The organism is Dokdonella aquatica (assembly GCF_051987395.1).
GTDB lineage: Bacteria > Pseudomonadota > Gammaproteobacteria > Xanthomonadales > Rhodanobacteraceae > Dokdonella.
Map to the genome: position 1 here is coordinate 4117923 of NZ_CP197094.1, position 15434 is coordinate 4133356.

General features: G+C 70.1%; 14 protein-coding genes. 11 read left to right on the forward strand and 3 right to left on the reverse strand.

Annotated elements, in window-relative coordinates:
- Positions 1-2: 2 nt before the first annotated feature.
- Complete coding sequence (gene grpE, locus ACQQ2N_RS18260) at positions 3-533, reverse strand: nucleotide exchange factor GrpE (protein ID WP_440222997.1); 531 nt, start codon at positions 531-533, stop codon at positions 3-5.
- Between the two features lie 142 nt (positions 534-675).
- Complete coding sequence (gene hrcA / locus ACQQ2N_RS18265; RefSeq protein ID WP_440222998.1) at positions 676-1731, reverse strand: heat-inducible transcriptional repressor HrcA; 1056 nt, start codon at positions 1729-1731, stop codon at positions 676-678.
- Positions 1732-1903: 172 nt separating this feature from the next.
- Here hrcA and ACQQ2N_RS18270 point away from each other — a divergent pair, with 172 nt between their 5' ends.
- The 3 genes from ACQQ2N_RS18270 (at position 1904) to sugE (ending at position 5361) form a co-directional block, all read left to right on the forward strand.
- A complete protein-coding gene (locus tag ACQQ2N_RS18270) occupies positions 1904-3073 on the forward strand; it encodes a site-2 protease family protein (RefSeq protein WP_440222999.1) in 1170 nt (389 codons plus the stop codon).
- A gap of 146 nt (positions 3074-3219) precedes the next feature.
- Positions 3220-4893 carry a DNA repair protein RecN gene (recN, locus tag ACQQ2N_RS18275; protein ID WP_440223000.1) on the forward strand — a complete coding sequence of 558 codons (1674 nt, stop codon included), beginning with the start codon at positions 3220-3222 and terminating at the stop codon, positions 4891-4893.
- A gap of 144 nt (positions 4894-5037) precedes the next feature.
- Complete coding sequence (gene sugE / locus ACQQ2N_RS18280; protein ID WP_440223001.1) at positions 5038-5361, forward strand: quaternary ammonium compound efflux SMR transporter SugE; 324 nt, start codon at positions 5038-5040, stop codon at positions 5359-5361.
- Between the two features lie 19 nt (positions 5362-5380).
- Here the strand turns inward: sugE and ACQQ2N_RS18285 are convergent, their stop codons facing one another.
- Positions 5381-6490 (reverse strand): LysR substrate-binding domain-containing protein, encoded by a 1110-nt coding sequence (locus ACQQ2N_RS18285; RefSeq protein ID WP_440223002.1) that lies wholly within the window; start codon positions 6488-6490, stop codon positions 5381-5383.
- Between the two features lie 115 nt (positions 6491-6605).
- Here ACQQ2N_RS18285 and ACQQ2N_RS18290 point away from each other — a divergent pair, with 115 nt between their 5' ends.
- The 8 genes from ACQQ2N_RS18290 (at position 6606) to fba (ending at position 15431) form a co-directional block, all read left to right on the forward strand.
- A complete protein-coding gene (locus ACQQ2N_RS18290; RefSeq protein ID WP_440223003.1) occupies positions 6606-8078 on the forward strand; it encodes a form I ribulose bisphosphate carboxylase large subunit in 1473 nt (490 codons plus the stop codon).
- A gap of 26 nt (positions 8079-8104) precedes the next feature.
- Entirely contained in the window at positions 8105-8524 is a 420-nt protein-coding gene (locus ACQQ2N_RS18295; protein WP_440223004.1) for a ribulose bisphosphate carboxylase small subunit, read from the forward strand.
- Positions 8525-8631: 107 nt separating this feature from the next.
- Positions 8632-9600, forward strand: a complete 969-nt coding sequence (cbbX, locus tag ACQQ2N_RS18300) for a CbbX protein (RefSeq protein WP_440223005.1) — start codon at positions 8632-8634, stop codon at positions 9598-9600.
- An 11-nt stretch (positions 9601-9611) separates the two neighbouring features.
- Positions 9612-10697 carry a class 1 fructose-bisphosphatase gene (locus tag ACQQ2N_RS18305; protein ID WP_440223006.1) on the forward strand — a complete coding sequence of 362 codons (1086 nt, stop codon included), beginning with the start codon at positions 9612-9614 and terminating at the stop codon, positions 10695-10697.
- Positions 10698-10716: 19 nt separating this feature from the next.
- Positions 10717-11598, forward strand: a complete 882-nt coding sequence (locus ACQQ2N_RS18310; protein WP_440223007.1) for a phosphoribulokinase — start codon at positions 10717-10719, stop codon at positions 11596-11598.
- A gap of 22 nt (positions 11599-11620) precedes the next feature.
- Complete coding sequence (gene tkt / locus ACQQ2N_RS18315; RefSeq protein ID WP_440223008.1) at positions 11621-13675, forward strand: transketolase; 2055 nt, start codon at positions 11621-11623, stop codon at positions 13673-13675.
- Positions 13672-14358: a phosphoglycolate phosphatase gene (gene gph / locus ACQQ2N_RS18320; protein ID WP_440223009.1), complete on the forward strand. Its 687-nt coding sequence runs from the start codon at positions 13672-13674 to the stop codon at positions 14356-14358. The genes tkt and gph overlap by 4 nt, the downstream gene beginning before the upstream one ends.
- Before the next feature lie 35 nt (positions 14359-14393).
- A complete protein-coding gene (gene fba / locus ACQQ2N_RS18325; protein WP_440223010.1) occupies positions 14394-15431 on the forward strand; it encodes a class II fructose-bisphosphate aldolase in 1038 nt (345 codons plus the stop codon).
- Positions 15432-15434 lie beyond the last annotated feature (3 nt).

Sequence of the window (15434 nt, forward strand, 5' to 3'; positions counted from 1 at the left end):
GTTCAGCCCGGCTGGGTGGCCACGTTCACGAGCGCCGGGCGCAGCAGGCGGTCGTTGAGGACGTAGCCCTTCTGCAGCACCGTCACGACCGTGTCGGGCGCGTGCTCGGCGGTCTCGACCATGCTCATGGCCTGGTGGCGTTCGGGATCGAACGGCTGGCCGAGCGGATCGACCACGACGATGCCGTGGGCCTGCGCGACGCGCAGCAGCTCCTTGGCGGTCAGCTCGACACCCGCTCGCAACGTCGAGGCGCCGCCCTTGTCCGCGTCGAGCGCGCGCTGCAGGTTGTCGAGCACCGGCAGCAGCTCGTTGAGCAGCTTCTCGTTGGCGAACTTGCGCGCCTGCTCGAGATCGCGCTGCAGGCGCTTGCGCTGGTTCTCGATCTCGGCGCGCTCGCGCAGCACATGGTCGCGCATCTCGGCGAGCCTGGCCTCGTACTCGGCGGCGACCTGCGTGGACGCGTCGGCGCCGTCGGCAGCCTCGTCGATGAACGGCTCGGTTGCCGGGTCCTGCGTCGGGTCGTTGTTCTGCATCGTTCCTCCAGTCAATCCATCGGAAAGGCCCGCGCGGGTGCGCCGGACCCTTCCCTTCATCGAAACCATGAATGTGGTGTCGCCAGGCCCGCGCAAGGGGGCCGGCGTGGCGGTGGCACCCCCCGGTGCCGTCCCGCCTCCCCTATTGGGGCGCCCCCGACCGGTTCAAGGCGCCCGAAATGAGCTGCGCCGTGGCCGTGACGACCGGGATCACGCGCTCGTAGGCCATGCGCGTGGGTCCGATGACCCCGAGCACGCCGAGCACGCGGTTGCCGACGCCGTACGGCGCCGTGACGAGCGAATAGCCGCCCAGCGCCGCGAAACCCGACTCCTCGCCGATGAACAGGCGCACGCCGTCGGCGCGCGCGCAGCGCTCGAGCAGCTGCAGCAGGTCGCGCTTGCGCTGGAACGCATCGAACAGGTCGCGCAGGCGGTCGACCTCGGCGAGCTCGTGCACGCCCATGAGGTTGGTCTGGCCGCTGACCAGCATGTCGTTGTCGGCCGGCGACTGGAACGCCTGCTGGGCCACGTCCACGGCCGCGGCGAGCAGGCGGTTCAGGCGCGCGCCCTCGTCGCGCATCTCGCGCAGCAGGCGCGCGCGGATCTCGTCCAGGCGCATGCCGGCGAACTGCGTGTTGAGGTAGTTCGCGGTCTGCTCGAGCTCGCTCGCCGTGTAGGCGTGCTGGGTCTCGATGACGCGGTTCTGCACCTGGCCGTCGGTGAACACGAGGATCACGAGCAGGCGATTGGTGTCGAGCGCGACGAAATCGATGTGGCGGAACGGGAACTCGTCGTGCTTGGGCACGCTGACGACGCCGACGAAGCGCGTCATCTCCGACAGCAGCGTGCTCGCACTGCCGAGCAGGTGCGGTGTCGCCGCGCTGGTCGGCAGCTCGCGACGCAGCTGTTCGACCTGCGGCTCCTCGAGCGGACGCACCTCGAGCAGGCTGTCGACGAACACGCGATAGCCCTGCGCGGTCGGAATGCGGCCCGCCGAGGTGTGCGGCGCGGCGACCAGCCCGGCCTCCTCGAGGTCGGCCATGATGTTGCGGATCGTGGCCGGACTCACGTCGAGCCCCGACGATTTCGCGAGCGTGCGCGAGCCGACCGGCTGGCCGTCGGCGATGTACTGGGCGATGAGCGTGCGCAACAGGCTGCGCGAGCGGGCATCGAGCGGGAACGAGGGGCGCGGGGGCATCCCGCGAGCATACACGCGCGCCGCACGCCGGAAAATGCCGCGAACGGCTTTGCAGCGCGGTTTGCGGGACATCGACGCCTCGCGTACGCCGTCCGTGCGCCCGCACGGGCCGCCCGTCGCCACGGCCTGCACCGGCATCGCTGCAGGCACGCGCGCACGCTAGGCTGCGCGCATGATCGACACGCCGCCGCTCCCGCCCGCCATCTCCGCCGCGACCGGCCATGCGCTCGCGCCACCGGCCGACGCCGCGCCGTCGCGATCGCGCGGCGGCTGGATCATGTTCGCGGCAGGCGTCGTGGTGATGACGATCGTCCTCAACTCGGGCCTGCGCCTGCCCGCGGTGTCGGGCGACGGCGTCGCCTCGACGCTGGTCATGGCGGGCCTCCTGCTCCTGTCGCTGTGGCTGCACATCGTCCTGCACGAAGGCGGCCACGCGATCGCCGGCGTCACGCGGCGCATGCGCGTATGGGCCATCGGCATCGGACCGTGGCGCCTCGAACACTCACCCGCCGGCTGGCGCTGGCGCCATGGCGGCCATGTACGCGGCATCGGTGGCTTCGTCATGCTGCTGCCACGCGCCGGTGAAGCCGCCTCACGCCTGGACTCGATCGTCCACGTGCTCGGCGGGCCGCTCGCGAACCTCGTGGCCGCGCTCGCCGCCGCCGTCGCCGCGCGTGCCCTCGACGGGGGCAATGTCGCTGCGGTCCTGAATGTCTTCGCGGTCGCCGGCGTGATGCTCGGCGTGGTCAACCTGCTGCCGTTCCACGTCGCGGGCTGGCGCACCGACGGGCTCAACCTGCTCGACCTCGTGCGCGGCGCGCCCGCTGCGACCGCCTACCTGCGCATGAGCCAGCTCGTCGCGGCCAGCCACGCAGGCGTCCGCTCACGCGACTGGCCCGAGGCGTGGATGCCCGAGGGCGACCTCGCGCATTCGCCGATGCTCGCCCTCAACGCCGACCTTCTGCGACTCGGGCGTGCGATCGATCGCGAGGACGCCGACGCCGCCCGTGCGTACGCCACGCGCCTCGTCGCCGCGAGCGCGACCGCGCCACCGGCGATGCGCGCCTACATCGCGCTCGGCATGGCCTCGCACGCGGCGCTGATCGAGCGCGATCCCGAGCTGCTCGAGGCCTGGCTCGCGCGCAGCGAAGGCGGCCTGACCGATCTCGGCGCACACCGCCACTGGCTGCGCGCCGAATACGCCGCGCTCGTGCACGCCCATCCCCAGGCGTGTTTCCATGCCGCTGCTGCACGGGACGCACTCGTCCGGCTCGACGATCGCAGCGCGGTGCGCTTCATCGGCGAGCGCCTCGACCTCATCGAAGGCGGTTTGCGCGACTGATCGCCTGCCGGTCGACCGCATGCGGCGTCTCGTCCCGTGCGACGCGGCCGCGCGAGCATCACGTCCCGCCGCGGCGAAACACGCGGCAGGCTTGCGGCCGTCCGCGCCTGCCCCGACACTTCGCGCGGGATTTCCGGGGTCGGCTCATGCTGCGCACGTTGTACGTCAAGGATTTCGCGGTCGTCGGCGAGGCCGAGATCGCTTTCGATTCAGGGATGACCGTCGTCACCGGCGAGACCGGCGCAGGCAAGTCGCTGCTCATCGACGCCTTGCTGCTGCTCGCCGGCCATCGCGCCGACGCGGGCATGGTGCGCCATGGCTGCGACCGCGCCGAACTGTCGGCCGAGTTCGACCTCGGCGGCCGCGACGACCTGCGCGCCTGGCTGCGCGACGAGGAGCTCGACGACGACGATGCCTGCCAGCTGCGCCGCGTGATCCGCAGCGAAGGCAGCTCGCGCGCCTGGATCAATGGCCGCCCCGTGTCGCTCGCGCAGATGAAGGCGCTCGGCGAACGCCTCGTCGAGATCCACGGCCAGCACGAGCACCAGGCCTTGCTCGACCGTCGCCAGCAGCTCGTGCTGCTCGACGCGTTCGGCGGCCACGCCGAAGCGCTGGCCGGCGTCGTGGAATCAGCGCGCGCGTGGCGCGAGGTGAATGCACGCATCGCCGCGTTGCCGCACGGCGAGGATGCCTCCGCGCGCATCGAATGGCTGGGCCACCAGGTCGACGAACTCGACCGCCACGCGCTCGCGCCCGACGCCCTCGCCGCGCTCGAGGACGATCACCGCCGCCTCGCCAACGCGGGCCAGCTCGTGCAGGGCAGCGCCGGCCTCGCCGACCTGCTCGACGGCGACGGCGAGTTCACGGTCGCGCGCCTCGCCGCACGCGCCCAGGCCGAGGCTGCGCGCCTCGGCGAGATCGACACGCGCTTCACCGCGATCGCCGAACTGCTCGAGGCGGCGCGCATCCAGGTCGACGAGGCCGGCGGCTCGCTCGCGCGCGTGCAGGACGCACTGGACCTCGATCCGGATCGCCTCGCCGAGATCGACGCACAGCTCGGCAAGCTGCACGAGCTCGCGCGCAAGCACCGCGTGCCGATGGCCGAGCTCGCCGCGCATGCGGATGGCCTGCGTGCGGAACTCGAGGCTCTGCGTTCGGCCGGCAGCGACCTCGCCGAGCTGCAGCGCGAGCGCGAGCGTCTCGCCAAGGCGTACGCGGGCAAGGCCGCGACGCTGGGCGATGCACGTCGCAAGGCCGCCACGTCGCTCGGCGAAGCGGTCGGCGCGACGCTCGGCGAGCTCGGCATGGGCGGCGGGCGTTTCGAGGTCGAACTCGAACCGACCGGTGCCGCCGAGCCTGATGCGCAAGGCGCGGAGCGCTGCGAGTTCCTCGTGAGCGCGAATCCGGGCCAGCCGCCGCGCGCGCTGCGCAAGGTCGCCTCGGGCGGTGAACTCTCGCGCATCAGCCTCGCGATCGAGGTCGCCGCACTCGGTCTCGACGAGATCGGCACGATGGTGTTCGACGAGGTCGATTCGGGCATCGGCGGCGCGGTCGCCGAAGTGGTCGGCCAGAAGCTGCGCCGCCTCGGCAGCCAGCGCCAGGTGCTGTGCGTGACGCATCTCGCCCAGGTCGCCGCGCAAGGCCATGCCCACCTCAAGGTGGTCAAGGCCAAGACCGCGGACGACACGCGCACGCACATCGAGGTGCTGACGCCCGCGCAGCGCCGTGACGAGATCGCGCGCATGCTCGGCGGCATCGAGATCACGCGCGAGACGCTCGCCCACGCGAAGCAGATGCTCACCCACGCGCAGGTGGACTGAACGCTGCGCGACCCGCGCGTTGGCCATCGCGTGCGGGCGGTGCTAAGGTGCGCGCCGCACGACGTCCGTCGTGCCTGCCGCGGGGACGACCCCGTGCGCCTTCCCCGATGATGAGTCCAGGGACGACCCTGCCGGAGCTTTTCCATGGCATGGGTGTACCTGGCCTTCGCGGGCCTTCTCGAAATCGTCTGGGCGATCGGCCTGCGCTACACGCAGGGCTTCACGCGCCTGTGGCCGAGCGTCGGCACCGTGGTCGCGATGATCGCGAGCTTCTGGCTGCTGTCACTCGCGCTGCGCGCGCTGCCGCTCGGCACCGCGTACGCGGTCTGGACCGGCATCGGCGCGGTCGGCACGGTGATCCTCGGCATCGCGCTGTTCGGCGAAACCGCATCGCTCGTGCGCGTGCTGTGCGTGCTGCTCATCGTCGGCGGCATCGTCGGCCTCAAGATGGCCACGCCCGGCGCGTGATCCCTCCGCGACGCGGCGCTCAGCGCCGCGTCGCCCTCGACGCCGCCTTGCGCTTCGTCGGAGTGGCTGCGGGGATCGAAGCCGTTCCCCTACGGCGCGCCTCAGGCACCTTCCCCGCGCTTGCCTCAGGTGTCTTCTCCGCAACGCGCGCGATCGCCGGCGCAGCAGGCGGCGTCGCGATGTCGACGCGTCGCCCCGGTCGTGGCACGTCGCGTCCGAACATCTCGACGAGGAATTCCGCGCCATTCTGGAACACGAACTCGCGCATCGCCTTGGCCGCGGGACCGAGCCTGCGGTTGACGTTGTGGGCGACGTGCCAGTTGCGCACGATCGGCAGCCCGACCACGTCGAGCACGCTGACGAGGCCGTGCTGCAGCTCGAGGCCGAGTGTGTGGCGCGAGATCAGCGCGATGCCCATGCCGGCCATGATCGCCTGCTTGATCGTTTCGTTGCTGCCCATCTCGATGCTGCGCTTCGGCGCGAACAGGCATTTGCGGAAGTACTCGTCGTTGAGCACGCGCGTGCCCGATCCCGATTCGCGCAGCAGCATCGTCTCGTCGCGCAGGTCGAACAGGTCGATGCCGCGCGCGTTCGCAAAACGGTGCGTCGGCGGTGCGACGAACACGTAGGGATGCGTCGCGAACGCGGCGGTCTCGAGCTCGAGGCCGCGCGGCGGTCGCCCCATGATGGCGAGGTCGATCGCGTTGCGGCGCAGATAGCCGATGAGGTCGTCGCGGTTGCCGGTGAGGATGCGCAGGTCGAGCGCAGGATGCTGCGCGGCGAAGCGCGCGAGCAGGCGCGGCACGAAGTACTTCGCGGTGCTGACCATGCCGACCGTGACCGAACCGCCGCGCAGGCCCTTGAGCTGGTTGAGGGTCTCCTCGGCATCGTGCAGTTCGGCGAGCACGCGCAGCGCGTGCTCGTGGAACAGCGTGCCCGCTTCGGTCAGCGAGAGTGCGCGGCCGTGGCGATCGAACAGGTCGATGCCGAGCGCCTGCTCGAGCTGCTTGAGCTGCATCGACACGGCCGGCTGCGTGAGGTGCAGCGCCTCGCTCGCGCGCACGATGCTCGAGGCCTGGGCGACCGCGCAGAACACCTGCAGCTGGCGGAACGTGGTCCGGCGAATCATAAGCAATACCTTATGTCCGGCTCAGAAATCGTGAGTGTACTTGATGTTCCACGCTGCGTACGTTCGATCCCGACGCAGCGGATGACGGCATCCGCGACGCACGCCAGGAGCCGACATGAACGCACTCGCGAAAGACGCCGCCACCGAGATCACCACGTCCACGAAGCGCTACAAGGCGGGCGTGCTCAAGTACGCCCAGATGGGCTACTGGCAGCCGGACTACGAGCCGAAGCCGACCGACATCATCGCGCTGTTCCGCATCACGCCGCAGGAAGGCGTCGACCCGGTCGAGGCCGCCGCGGCCGTCGCCGGCGAATCCTCGACCGCGACCTGGACCGTGGTCTGGACCGACCGCCTGACCGCCTGCGACATGTACCGCGCCAAGGCCTACAGCGTCGAACCCGTGCCGGGCATACCGGGACAGTGGTTCTGCAAGGTCGCCTACGACCTCTCGCTGTTCGAGGAGGGCTCGATCGCCAACGTGACCGCGTCGATCATCGGCAATGTCTTCAGCTTCAAGCCGCTCAAGGCGGCCCGCCTCGAGGACATGCAGTTCCCGGTCGCCTACGTGAAGACGTTCCGCGGCCCGCCGACCGGCATCATCGTCGAGCGTGAGCGCCTCGACAAATTCGGCCGCCCGCTGCTCGGCGCGACGACCAAGCCAAAGCTCGGCCTGTCGGGACGCAACTACGGCCGCGTCGTCTACGAAGGCCTCAAGGGCGGCCTCGACTTCATGAAGGACGACGAGAACATCAACTCGCAGCCGTTCATGCACTGGCGCGACCGCTACCTGTTCGTGATGGACGCGGTGAACAAGGCGAGCGCCGCGACCGGCGAGGTCAAGGGCAGCTACCTCAACGTCACCGCGGGCTCGATGGAGGAGATGTACAAGCGCGCCGCGTTCGCGAAGGAGCTCGGCTCGGTCATCGTCATGGTCGATCTCGTCGTCGGCTACACGGGCATCCAGTCGCTGTCGAACTGGTGCCGCGACCACGACATGATCCTGCACCTGCACCGCGCCGGCCACGGCACCTACACGCGTCAGAAGAACCACGGCGTGTCGTTCCGCGTCATCGCGAAGTGGATGCGCATGCTCGGCGTCGACCACATCCACGCCGGCACCGCGGTCGGCAAGCTCGAGGGCGATCCGGCCACCGTGCAGGGTTACTACAACGTCTGCCGCGACGCGCACACGAAGGTCGACCTCGTGCGCGGCATCCACTTCGAACAGGACTGGGGCGCGCTACGCAAGGTCATGCCGGTCGCGTCGGGCGGCATCCACGCGGGCCAGATGCACCAGCTGCTCGACCTGTTCGGCGACGACGTCGTGCTGCAGTTCGGCGGCGGCACGATCGGCCATCCCGACGGCATCCAGGCCGGCGCAACCGCGAACCGCGTCGCCCTCGAGGCGATGGTGCTCGCGCGCAACGAAGGCCGCGACATCGCCAATGAAGGTCCGCAGATCCTGCGCGACGCGGCGAGGTGGTGCAGTCCGCTCAAGGCCGCGCTCGATACCTGGGGCGACATCAGCTTCAACTACACACCGACCGACACCTCGGACTTCGTGCCGACACCGACCGCCGTCTGATCCGACGCACGTCCAAGGAGAATCCCATGCGCATCACCCAAGGCACGTTTTCGTACCTGCCCGACCTCAGCGACGCCCAGATCACCAAGCAGCTGCAGTACGCGATCGACAAGGGTTGGGCGGTCGGCATCGAGGTCACCGACGATCCGCATCCGCGCAACACGTACTGGGAGATGTTCGGCCTGCCGATGTTCGACCTGCGTGATGCGGCCGGCATCCTGCTCGAGATCCACAACTCGCGGAAGACCTTCCCGGACCACTACATCCGCGTCACCGCGTTCGACTCGACGCACCAGGTCGAGTCGGTCGTGCTCTCGTTCATCGTGAACCGGCCGAAGGAAGAACCCGGCTTCCGCCTCGTGCGCATCGAGGAACCGGGCCGCACGCTGCGCTACTCGATCGAGAGTTACGCCGTCGTCGCACGCCCGGAAGGCGCGCGCTACTGACGTCTGCTGGCAGGAACCCCTGCCCGCTTCCGCCACGCCCGCCACCTACGCCGCGAACGCGGCGTCGGCCACGGCGTGCCACGGCTCCACGACTTCGCGAGGCTGCCATGACCGATGCCGTCGCCACCGACACGACGAACGATACGGATGCCGATCCCGTCGCCATCACGGGCGGCGTCGACCTCGCCGCGCTGTACCGCGAGAGCGGCGTCGGCGAGGTCATGCGCCAGCTCGATAACGAGCTCGTCGGCCTCGCCCCGGTCAAGTCGCGCATCCGCGACATCGCCGCGCTGCTGCTCGTCGACAAGGCACGCCACGCGCACGGCCTCGGCGGCGGTGCGCCGAGCCTGCACATGAGCTTCACGGGCAACCCCGGCACCGGCAAGACGACGGTCGCGCTGCGCATGGCCGACATCCTGCACCGCCTCGGCTACACGCGGCGCAACCACGTCGTCGCGGTGACGCGCGACGACCTCGTCGGCCAGTACATCGGCCACACCGCGCCGAAGACCAAGGAGGCACTCAAGAAGGCGATGGGCGGCGTGCTGTTCATCGACGAGGCCTATTACCTCTACCGCCCCGAGAACGAGCGCGATTACGGCCAGGAGGCGATCGAGATCCTGCTGCAGGTCATGGAGAACCAGCGCGACGACCTCGTCGTGATCCTCGCCGGCTACCGCGACCGCATGGAAACGTTCTACCGCAGCAATCCCGGCATGGCCTCGCGCATCGCCCACCACGTCGACTTCCCCGACTACACGCCCGACGAGCTGCTGCGCATCGCCGAGTTGCTCGCCGCGCGCATGGACTACCGCTTCGACGAGGCCGGCCTCGCCGCGATGCGCGAGTACATCGCGCTGCGCGTGACCCAGCCGCATTTCGCCAACGCGCGCTCGGTGCGCAACGCGCTCGACCGTGCACGCCTGCGCCAGGCCAGCCGCCTGTTCTCGGCTGCCGGCGAGGGCGAGACGACGCCGGATCGCGAGCGCCTCATGACGCTGTCGTCCGAGGACCTGCGCGCGAGCCGCGTGTTCCAGGGCGGGCGCGAGAGCGCCACCACCACGACACACCACTAGGGGAGCGCGCCATGGAACTGCTGCACGGCCGGACCACGCTGTCGAAATTCCTCATCGAACACCTGCGCGAGACGCAGGAATCCAACGACCTCGCCGCGCTGCTCGTCGACGTCGCCGCGGCGATCAAGGCGATCAGCGCGATGGCCGCCAAGGGCGCGCTCGGCGGCTACCTCGGCGAGGTCGATTCGCACAACGTGCAGGGCGAGGTGCAGAAGAAGCTCGACGTGATCACCAACGAGACGATCCTGCGCCACTGCGAATGGGGCGGCCTGGTCGCCGGCATGGCGTCGGAAGAGATGGACGAGCCGTTCGAGATCCCGGCCGAGTACTCGCGCGGGCGCTACCTGCTCGTGTTCGACCCGCTCGACGGGTCCTCGAACGTCGACCTCAACGTCTCGGTCGGCACGATCTTCTCGGTGTTGCGCCACGACGGCGACGAGCGACCCGCCTTCGGCGACTACCTCAAGCGCGGCCGCGAGCAGGTCGCCGCGGGCTACGCGATCTACGGACCGTCGACGCTGCTCGTGATCACGGTCGGCCGCGGCACGCACGGCTTCACGCTCGATCGCGAGATCGGCAACTTCATCCTCACCCATCCGAACCTGCGCGTGCCCGAGGAGACCAGCGAGTTCGCGATCAACGCCTCGAACCAGCGCTTCTGGGAGCCGCCGATGCAGCGCTATGTGGACGAGTGCAAGGCAGGCCGCACCGGGCCGCGCGCGCGCGACTTCAACATGCGCTGGATCGCCTCGATGGTCGCGGAAGTGCACCGCATCCTGATCCGCGGTGGCGTCTTCATGTACCCGCGCGACACCAAGGATCCGAAGAAGGCCGGCCGCCTGCGCCTCATGTACGAGGCCAATCCCATGGCGATGCTCGTGGAACAGGCCGGCGGGCTCGCCTCGACGGGGCGCGAGCGCCTGCTCGAGCACTCGCCGCAGACGCTGCACGAGCGCATCGCGGTGATCCTCGGCTCGCGCCGCGAGGTCGAGCTCATCGAGCAGTACCACCGCGACCACGACTGCGGCGACGACGTGCCTTTCAGCTCGCCGCTGTTCAACGAACGCTCGCTGTTCCGACCCGAAGCGCGCGCCTGACTAGACCGGAGGAAGACGCATGTCGATCAAGCATCCGGTGATCGCGGTCACCGGCTCCTCGGGCGCCGGCACCACGACCGTGCTGCAGAGCTTCGCCAACGTGTTCCGGCGCGAAGGCATCGCCGCGCAGATCGTCGAAGGCGACGCGTTCCACCGCTACGACCGCCTCGGCATGCGCGCCGCGATGAAGGAGGCCGAAGCTGCGGGCAACCGCAACTTCAGCCACTTCGGCCCCGAGGCGAACCTGCTCGAGGAGCTCGAGGCCCTGTTCCGCGACTACGGCGAGGGCGGCCGCGGGCGCGTGCGCAAGTACCTGCACGACCACGAGGAAGCCAAGCCCTACGGCCAGGATCCGGGCACGTTCACGGCCTGGGAGGACATCCCGCCCGGTTCCGACCTGCTGTTCTACGAAGGCCTGCACGGCGCGGCGAAGACCGACACGGTCGACGTCGCGCGGCACGCCGACCTGTGCATCGGCGTCGTGCCGATCGTCAACCTCGAATGGATCCAGAAGCTGCATCGCGACCAGCGCTGCCGCGGCTACAGCCAGGAAGCGGTCATGGACACGATCCTGCGCCGCATGCCCGACTACGTCGCCCACATCTGTCCGCAGTTCTCGCGCACGCACGTGAACTTCCAGCGCGTGCCGACCGTGGACACCTCGAACCCGTTCATCGCACGCGACATCCCGACGCCCGACGAGAGCTTCGTCGTGATCCGCTTCGCCAACCCGCGCGGCATCGATTTCCCGTGGCTGCTCGGCATGCTCAGCGACTCGTTCATGAGCCGCGCGAACACGATCGTCGCGCCGGGCGGAAAGATGGGCCTCGCGATGCAGCTCATCTTCACGCCGATGATCCTGCAGCTCATGGACCGCAAGCGCCGTGCGCTCGCCGCGTGAGGCCGCACCGAGGACACGCCCGATGAACGCCCGACTCGACACCTCCGCCCTGCCCGACCGCGCGCCGCTCGCGCACGCGATCCGATTCCTCGCCGCCGACGCGGTGCAGGCTGCGCGGTCAGGGCATCCCGGTGCGCCGCTCGGCATGGCCGAGATCGCGGTCGCGCTGTGGACGCGCCACCTGCGCCACAACCCCGCGCATCCGGGCTGGGCCGATCGCGACCGCTTCGTGCTGTCGAACGGCCACGCCTCGATGCTGCTCTACGCGCTGCTGCACCTGACCGGCTACGACCTGCCCGTCGAGGAACTGCGGCGCTTCCGCCAGTTGCACAGCCAGGCGCCCGGTCATCCGGAATGGAGCGTCACGCCCGGCGTCGAGACGACGACCGGCCCGCTCGGGCAAGGCCTCGCCAACGCGGTCGGCATGGCCCTCGCGGAAGCCCTGCTCGCGCGCGAGTTCAACCGCGACGGGCACGCCGTCGTCGACCACCGCACCTGGGTGTTCGTCGGCGACGGCTGCCTCATGGAAGGCCTCTCGCAGGAGGTCATCTCGCTCGCCGGCACGCTCGGCCTAGGCAAGCTCACCGTGTTCTACGACGACAACGGCATCTCGATCGACGGCGAGGTCGAGCACTGGTTCGCCGACGACACGCCGGCACGCTTCGAGGCCTGCGGCTGGCACGTCATGCGCGACGTCGACGGTCATGACGTCGACGCGATCGATGCGGCGATCGAGGCCGCGCGGCGCGAACGCGACAAGCCCTCGCTGATCGCCTGCCGCACCGTGATCGGCCACGGCAGCCCTAACAAGGCCGGCGGTCACGCCGTGCACGGCGCGCCGCTCGGCGACGACGAGATCGCCGCGATGCGCGAACGGCTCGGCTGGCCGCACAAGCCATTCGAGATCCCGGCCGAGGTGCGGGCGCGCTGGGACGCGCGCGCCGAAGGCCGTGCACGCGAGAGCGAATGGCGGCAACGGCTCGATACCTACGCGAGGCTGTGGCCCACCGAGGCCGCCGAGCTCGAACGTCGCCTGCGCGGCGACCTGCCGCTGGACTGGCCGGCGGCGGTTCGTGCCGCGCTCGCCGAAGTGCAGCTCGCGATGCCGAACGTCGCGACGCGCAAGGCCTCGCAGCAGGCGCTCGACCGCCTCGCCGCACTCGTCCCCGAACTGCTCGGCGGCTCGGCCGATCTCGCCAGTTCGAACCTCACCGAGTTCAAGGGCGCCACACCGGTGCGCCGCGGCCGTGACGGCGAGGGCCCGACCGCGGGCCGCCACGTCAACTACGGCGTGCGCGAATTCGGCATGGCCGCGATCATGAACGGTCTCGCCCTGCACGGCGGCTACATCCCGTACGGCGGCACGTTCCTCGTGTTCTCCGACTACGCGCGCAACGCGATCCGCATGGCTGCGCTGATGCGCCAGCGCGTGATCTTCGTGCTCACGCACGATTCGATCGGTCTCGGCGAGGACGGTCCCACGCACCAGCCTGTCGAGCACGTCGCCTCGCTGCGCCTGATCCCCGATCTGCTCGTGCTGCGCCCCTGCGACGCGGCCGAAACCATGGCGGCGTGGATGCAGGCGATCGAACGTCGCGACGGACCGACCTGTCTGGTGCTGTCTCGCCAGGACCTGCCGGCACAGACGCGCACACGCGAGCAGCTCGATGCGATCACGCGCGGCGGCTACGTGCTCGTCGAAGCCGCCTCGGGCACGCCGCGCGCGGTCGTGCTCGCGAGCGGTTCGGAGGTCGCGCTCGCGCTCGCCGCACGCGCGAGCCTCGGCGACGATGGCCGCGACGTGCGCGTGGTCAGCGTGCCGTCGCTCGAGCGCTTCGAGGCGCAGGATGCGGCGTATCGCGACAGCGTCATGCCGCCTGGCGTGCCGCGCGTCGCGGTCGAGGCCGGGCACCCGCTGCCATGGAAACACCTCGTCGGCGCGCAAGGCAGCGTGGTCGGCCTCGCGCGTTTCGGCGAGTCGGCGCCTGCGGCGCAACTGTTCGAACTGTTCGGTTTCACACCCGGCAACGTCGCGGCGCACCTGCGCCGCGCCCTCGAGATGGAGCGACGCGCATGACCCCGCCGATCCGCGCCGTGCTGTTCGACATGGACGGCACGCTACTGCACACCGCGCCCGACATCACGATCGCGCTGAACCAGGCGCTCGCGTCCGAAGGCCTCGCGCCACTCGCGGTCGAGTCGGTCGCGACACTGATCGGGCGCGGCCCGCGCGTGCTCGTCGAACGCGCGCTCGCGCTGCGCGGCCTCCATGACGGTGAACGCACCGAGGTGGTGTACGAGCGCTACGTCGCCTGCTACGCCGAGCAACTGGGCCGAGCGACCGAAGTGTTTCCCGGTGCGCTGCGCTGCCTGCAGCGCCTGCGTGCCCGCGGGTACGCGCTCGGTGTCGTGACCAACGCCTTGCAGCGCTTCGCCGAAGCCGCGCTCGGCCGCTTCTGGCTCGCCGATCCGCTCGACCTCGTGCTCGGCGGCGACCGCGTCGCGTTCACCAAGCCGCATCCCGAACACCTGCTGTCGGCCTGCCGCGCACTCGGTGTTTCGCCGGCGGAGGTTCTGTTCGTCGGCGACTCGATCAACGACGTGCTCGCCGCGCGCGCGGCCGGCTGCACGATCGTCGCGGTGCGCCACGGCTACAACGAGGGGCGTCCGCCCGAGACGCTGGGCTGCCCTCTGCTCGATGGTCTCGATGCGCTGCCCGCATGGCTAGAGGCGCGCCGCATCGCCACCGAGCCGGCCTGAATCCGCTCCATCACGTCACCGGGAGGATCCGCACCATGGCCTTCATCAGCCTTCGCCAGTTGCTCGACCATGCCGCCGAGCACGACTACGGCGTGCCCGCGTTCAACGTCAACAACCTCGAACAGATCCAGGCCATCATGTTCGCCGCCGAGGAGACGCGCAGCCCGGTGATCCTGCAGGCCTCGGCCGGCGCGCGGAAGTACGCGGGCGAGCCGTTCCTGCGCCACATGGTGCTCGCCGCAGTCGAGGCCTGGCCCGACATCCCGGTCGTGCTGCACCAGGACCACGGCGCCTCGCCGGCCGTGTGCCAGCAGTCGCTGCGCTCCGGATTCACCTCGGTGATGATGGACGGCTCGCTGCTCGAGGACCAGAAGACACCGGCCGATTACGCCTACAACGTCGAGACCACGCGCTTCGTCACGCGCATGGCGCATGCGGTCGGCGTGTCGGTCGAAGGCGAGCTCGGCTGCCTCGGCTCGCTCGAGACCGGCACCGCGGGTGAAGAAGACGGCGTCGGCGCGGAGGGCACGCTGTCGCACGACATGCTGCTGACCGATCCCGCGCAGGCGCGCGACTTCGTCGAGCGCACGCGCGTGGATGCACTCGCGATCGCGATCGGCACGTCGCACGGCGCCTACAAGTTCACGCGCCAGCCGACCGGCGACATCCTCGCGATCGACCGCATCCGCGCGATCCACGAGGCGGTGCCCGACACCCACCTCGTCATGCACGGCTCGAGCTCGGTGCCGCAGGAATGGCTCGCGATCATCCGCGAGCACGGTGGCGACATCAAGGAAACCTACGGCGTGCCGGTCGAGGAGATCCAGCGCGGCATCCGCCACGGCGTGCGCAAGGTCAACATCGACACCGACATCCGCCTCGCGATGACCGGCGCGATGCGCAAGGCCTTCGCCGAGGACCGCAGCGAGTTCGATCCGCGCAAGGCGCTCAAGGCCGCGACCGCAGCCGCGCGCGGCATCTGCAAGGCGCGCTTCGAGGCGTTCGGCTGTGCCGGGCAATCCGATCGCATCAGGCCCGTGCCGCTCGAGGCCATGGCGCGGCGCTACCACTGAGCC

Coding starts and splice junctions, on each gene's coding strand:
- grpE (WP_440222997.1), bottom strand. CDS start 533: ATGCAGAACAACGACCCGACGCAGGACCCGGCAACCGAGCCGTTCATC.
- hrcA (WP_440222998.1), bottom strand. CDS start 1,731: ATGCCCCCGCGCCCCTCGTTCCCGCTCGATGCCCGCTCGCGCAGCCTG.
- ACQQ2N_RS18270 (WP_440222999.1), top strand. CDS start 1,904: ATGATCGACACGCCGCCGCTCCCGCCCGCCATCTCCGCCGCGACCGGC.
- recN (WP_440223000.1), top strand. CDS start 3,220: ATGCTGCGCACGTTGTACGTCAAGGATTTCGCGGTCGTCGGCGAGGCC.
- sugE (WP_440223001.1), top strand. CDS start 5,038: ATGGCATGGGTGTACCTGGCCTTCGCGGGCCTTCTCGAAATCGTCTGG.
- ACQQ2N_RS18285 (WP_440223002.1), bottom strand. CDS start 6,490: ATGATTCGCCGGACCACGTTCCGCCAGCTGCAGGTGTTCTGCGCGGTC.
- ACQQ2N_RS18290 (WP_440223003.1), top strand. CDS start 6,606: ATGAACGCACTCGCGAAAGACGCCGCCACCGAGATCACCACGTCCACG.
- ACQQ2N_RS18295 (WP_440223004.1), top strand. CDS start 8,105: ATGCGCATCACCCAAGGCACGTTTTCGTACCTGCCCGACCTCAGCGAC.
- cbbX (WP_440223005.1), top strand. CDS start 8,632: ATGACCGATGCCGTCGCCACCGACACGACGAACGATACGGATGCCGAT.
- ACQQ2N_RS18305 (WP_440223006.1), top strand. CDS start 9,612: ATGGAACTGCTGCACGGCCGGACCACGCTGTCGAAATTCCTCATCGAA.
- ACQQ2N_RS18310 (WP_440223007.1), top strand. CDS start 10,717: ATGTCGATCAAGCATCCGGTGATCGCGGTCACCGGCTCCTCGGGCGCC.
- tkt (WP_440223008.1), top strand. CDS start 11,621: ATGAACGCCCGACTCGACACCTCCGCCCTGCCCGACCGCGCGCCGCTC.
- gph (WP_440223009.1), top strand. CDS start 13,672: ATGACCCCGCCGATCCGCGCCGTGCTGTTCGACATGGACGGCACGCTA.
- fba (WP_440223010.1), top strand. CDS start 14,394: ATGGCCTTCATCAGCCTTCGCCAGTTGCTCGACCATGCCGCCGAGCAC.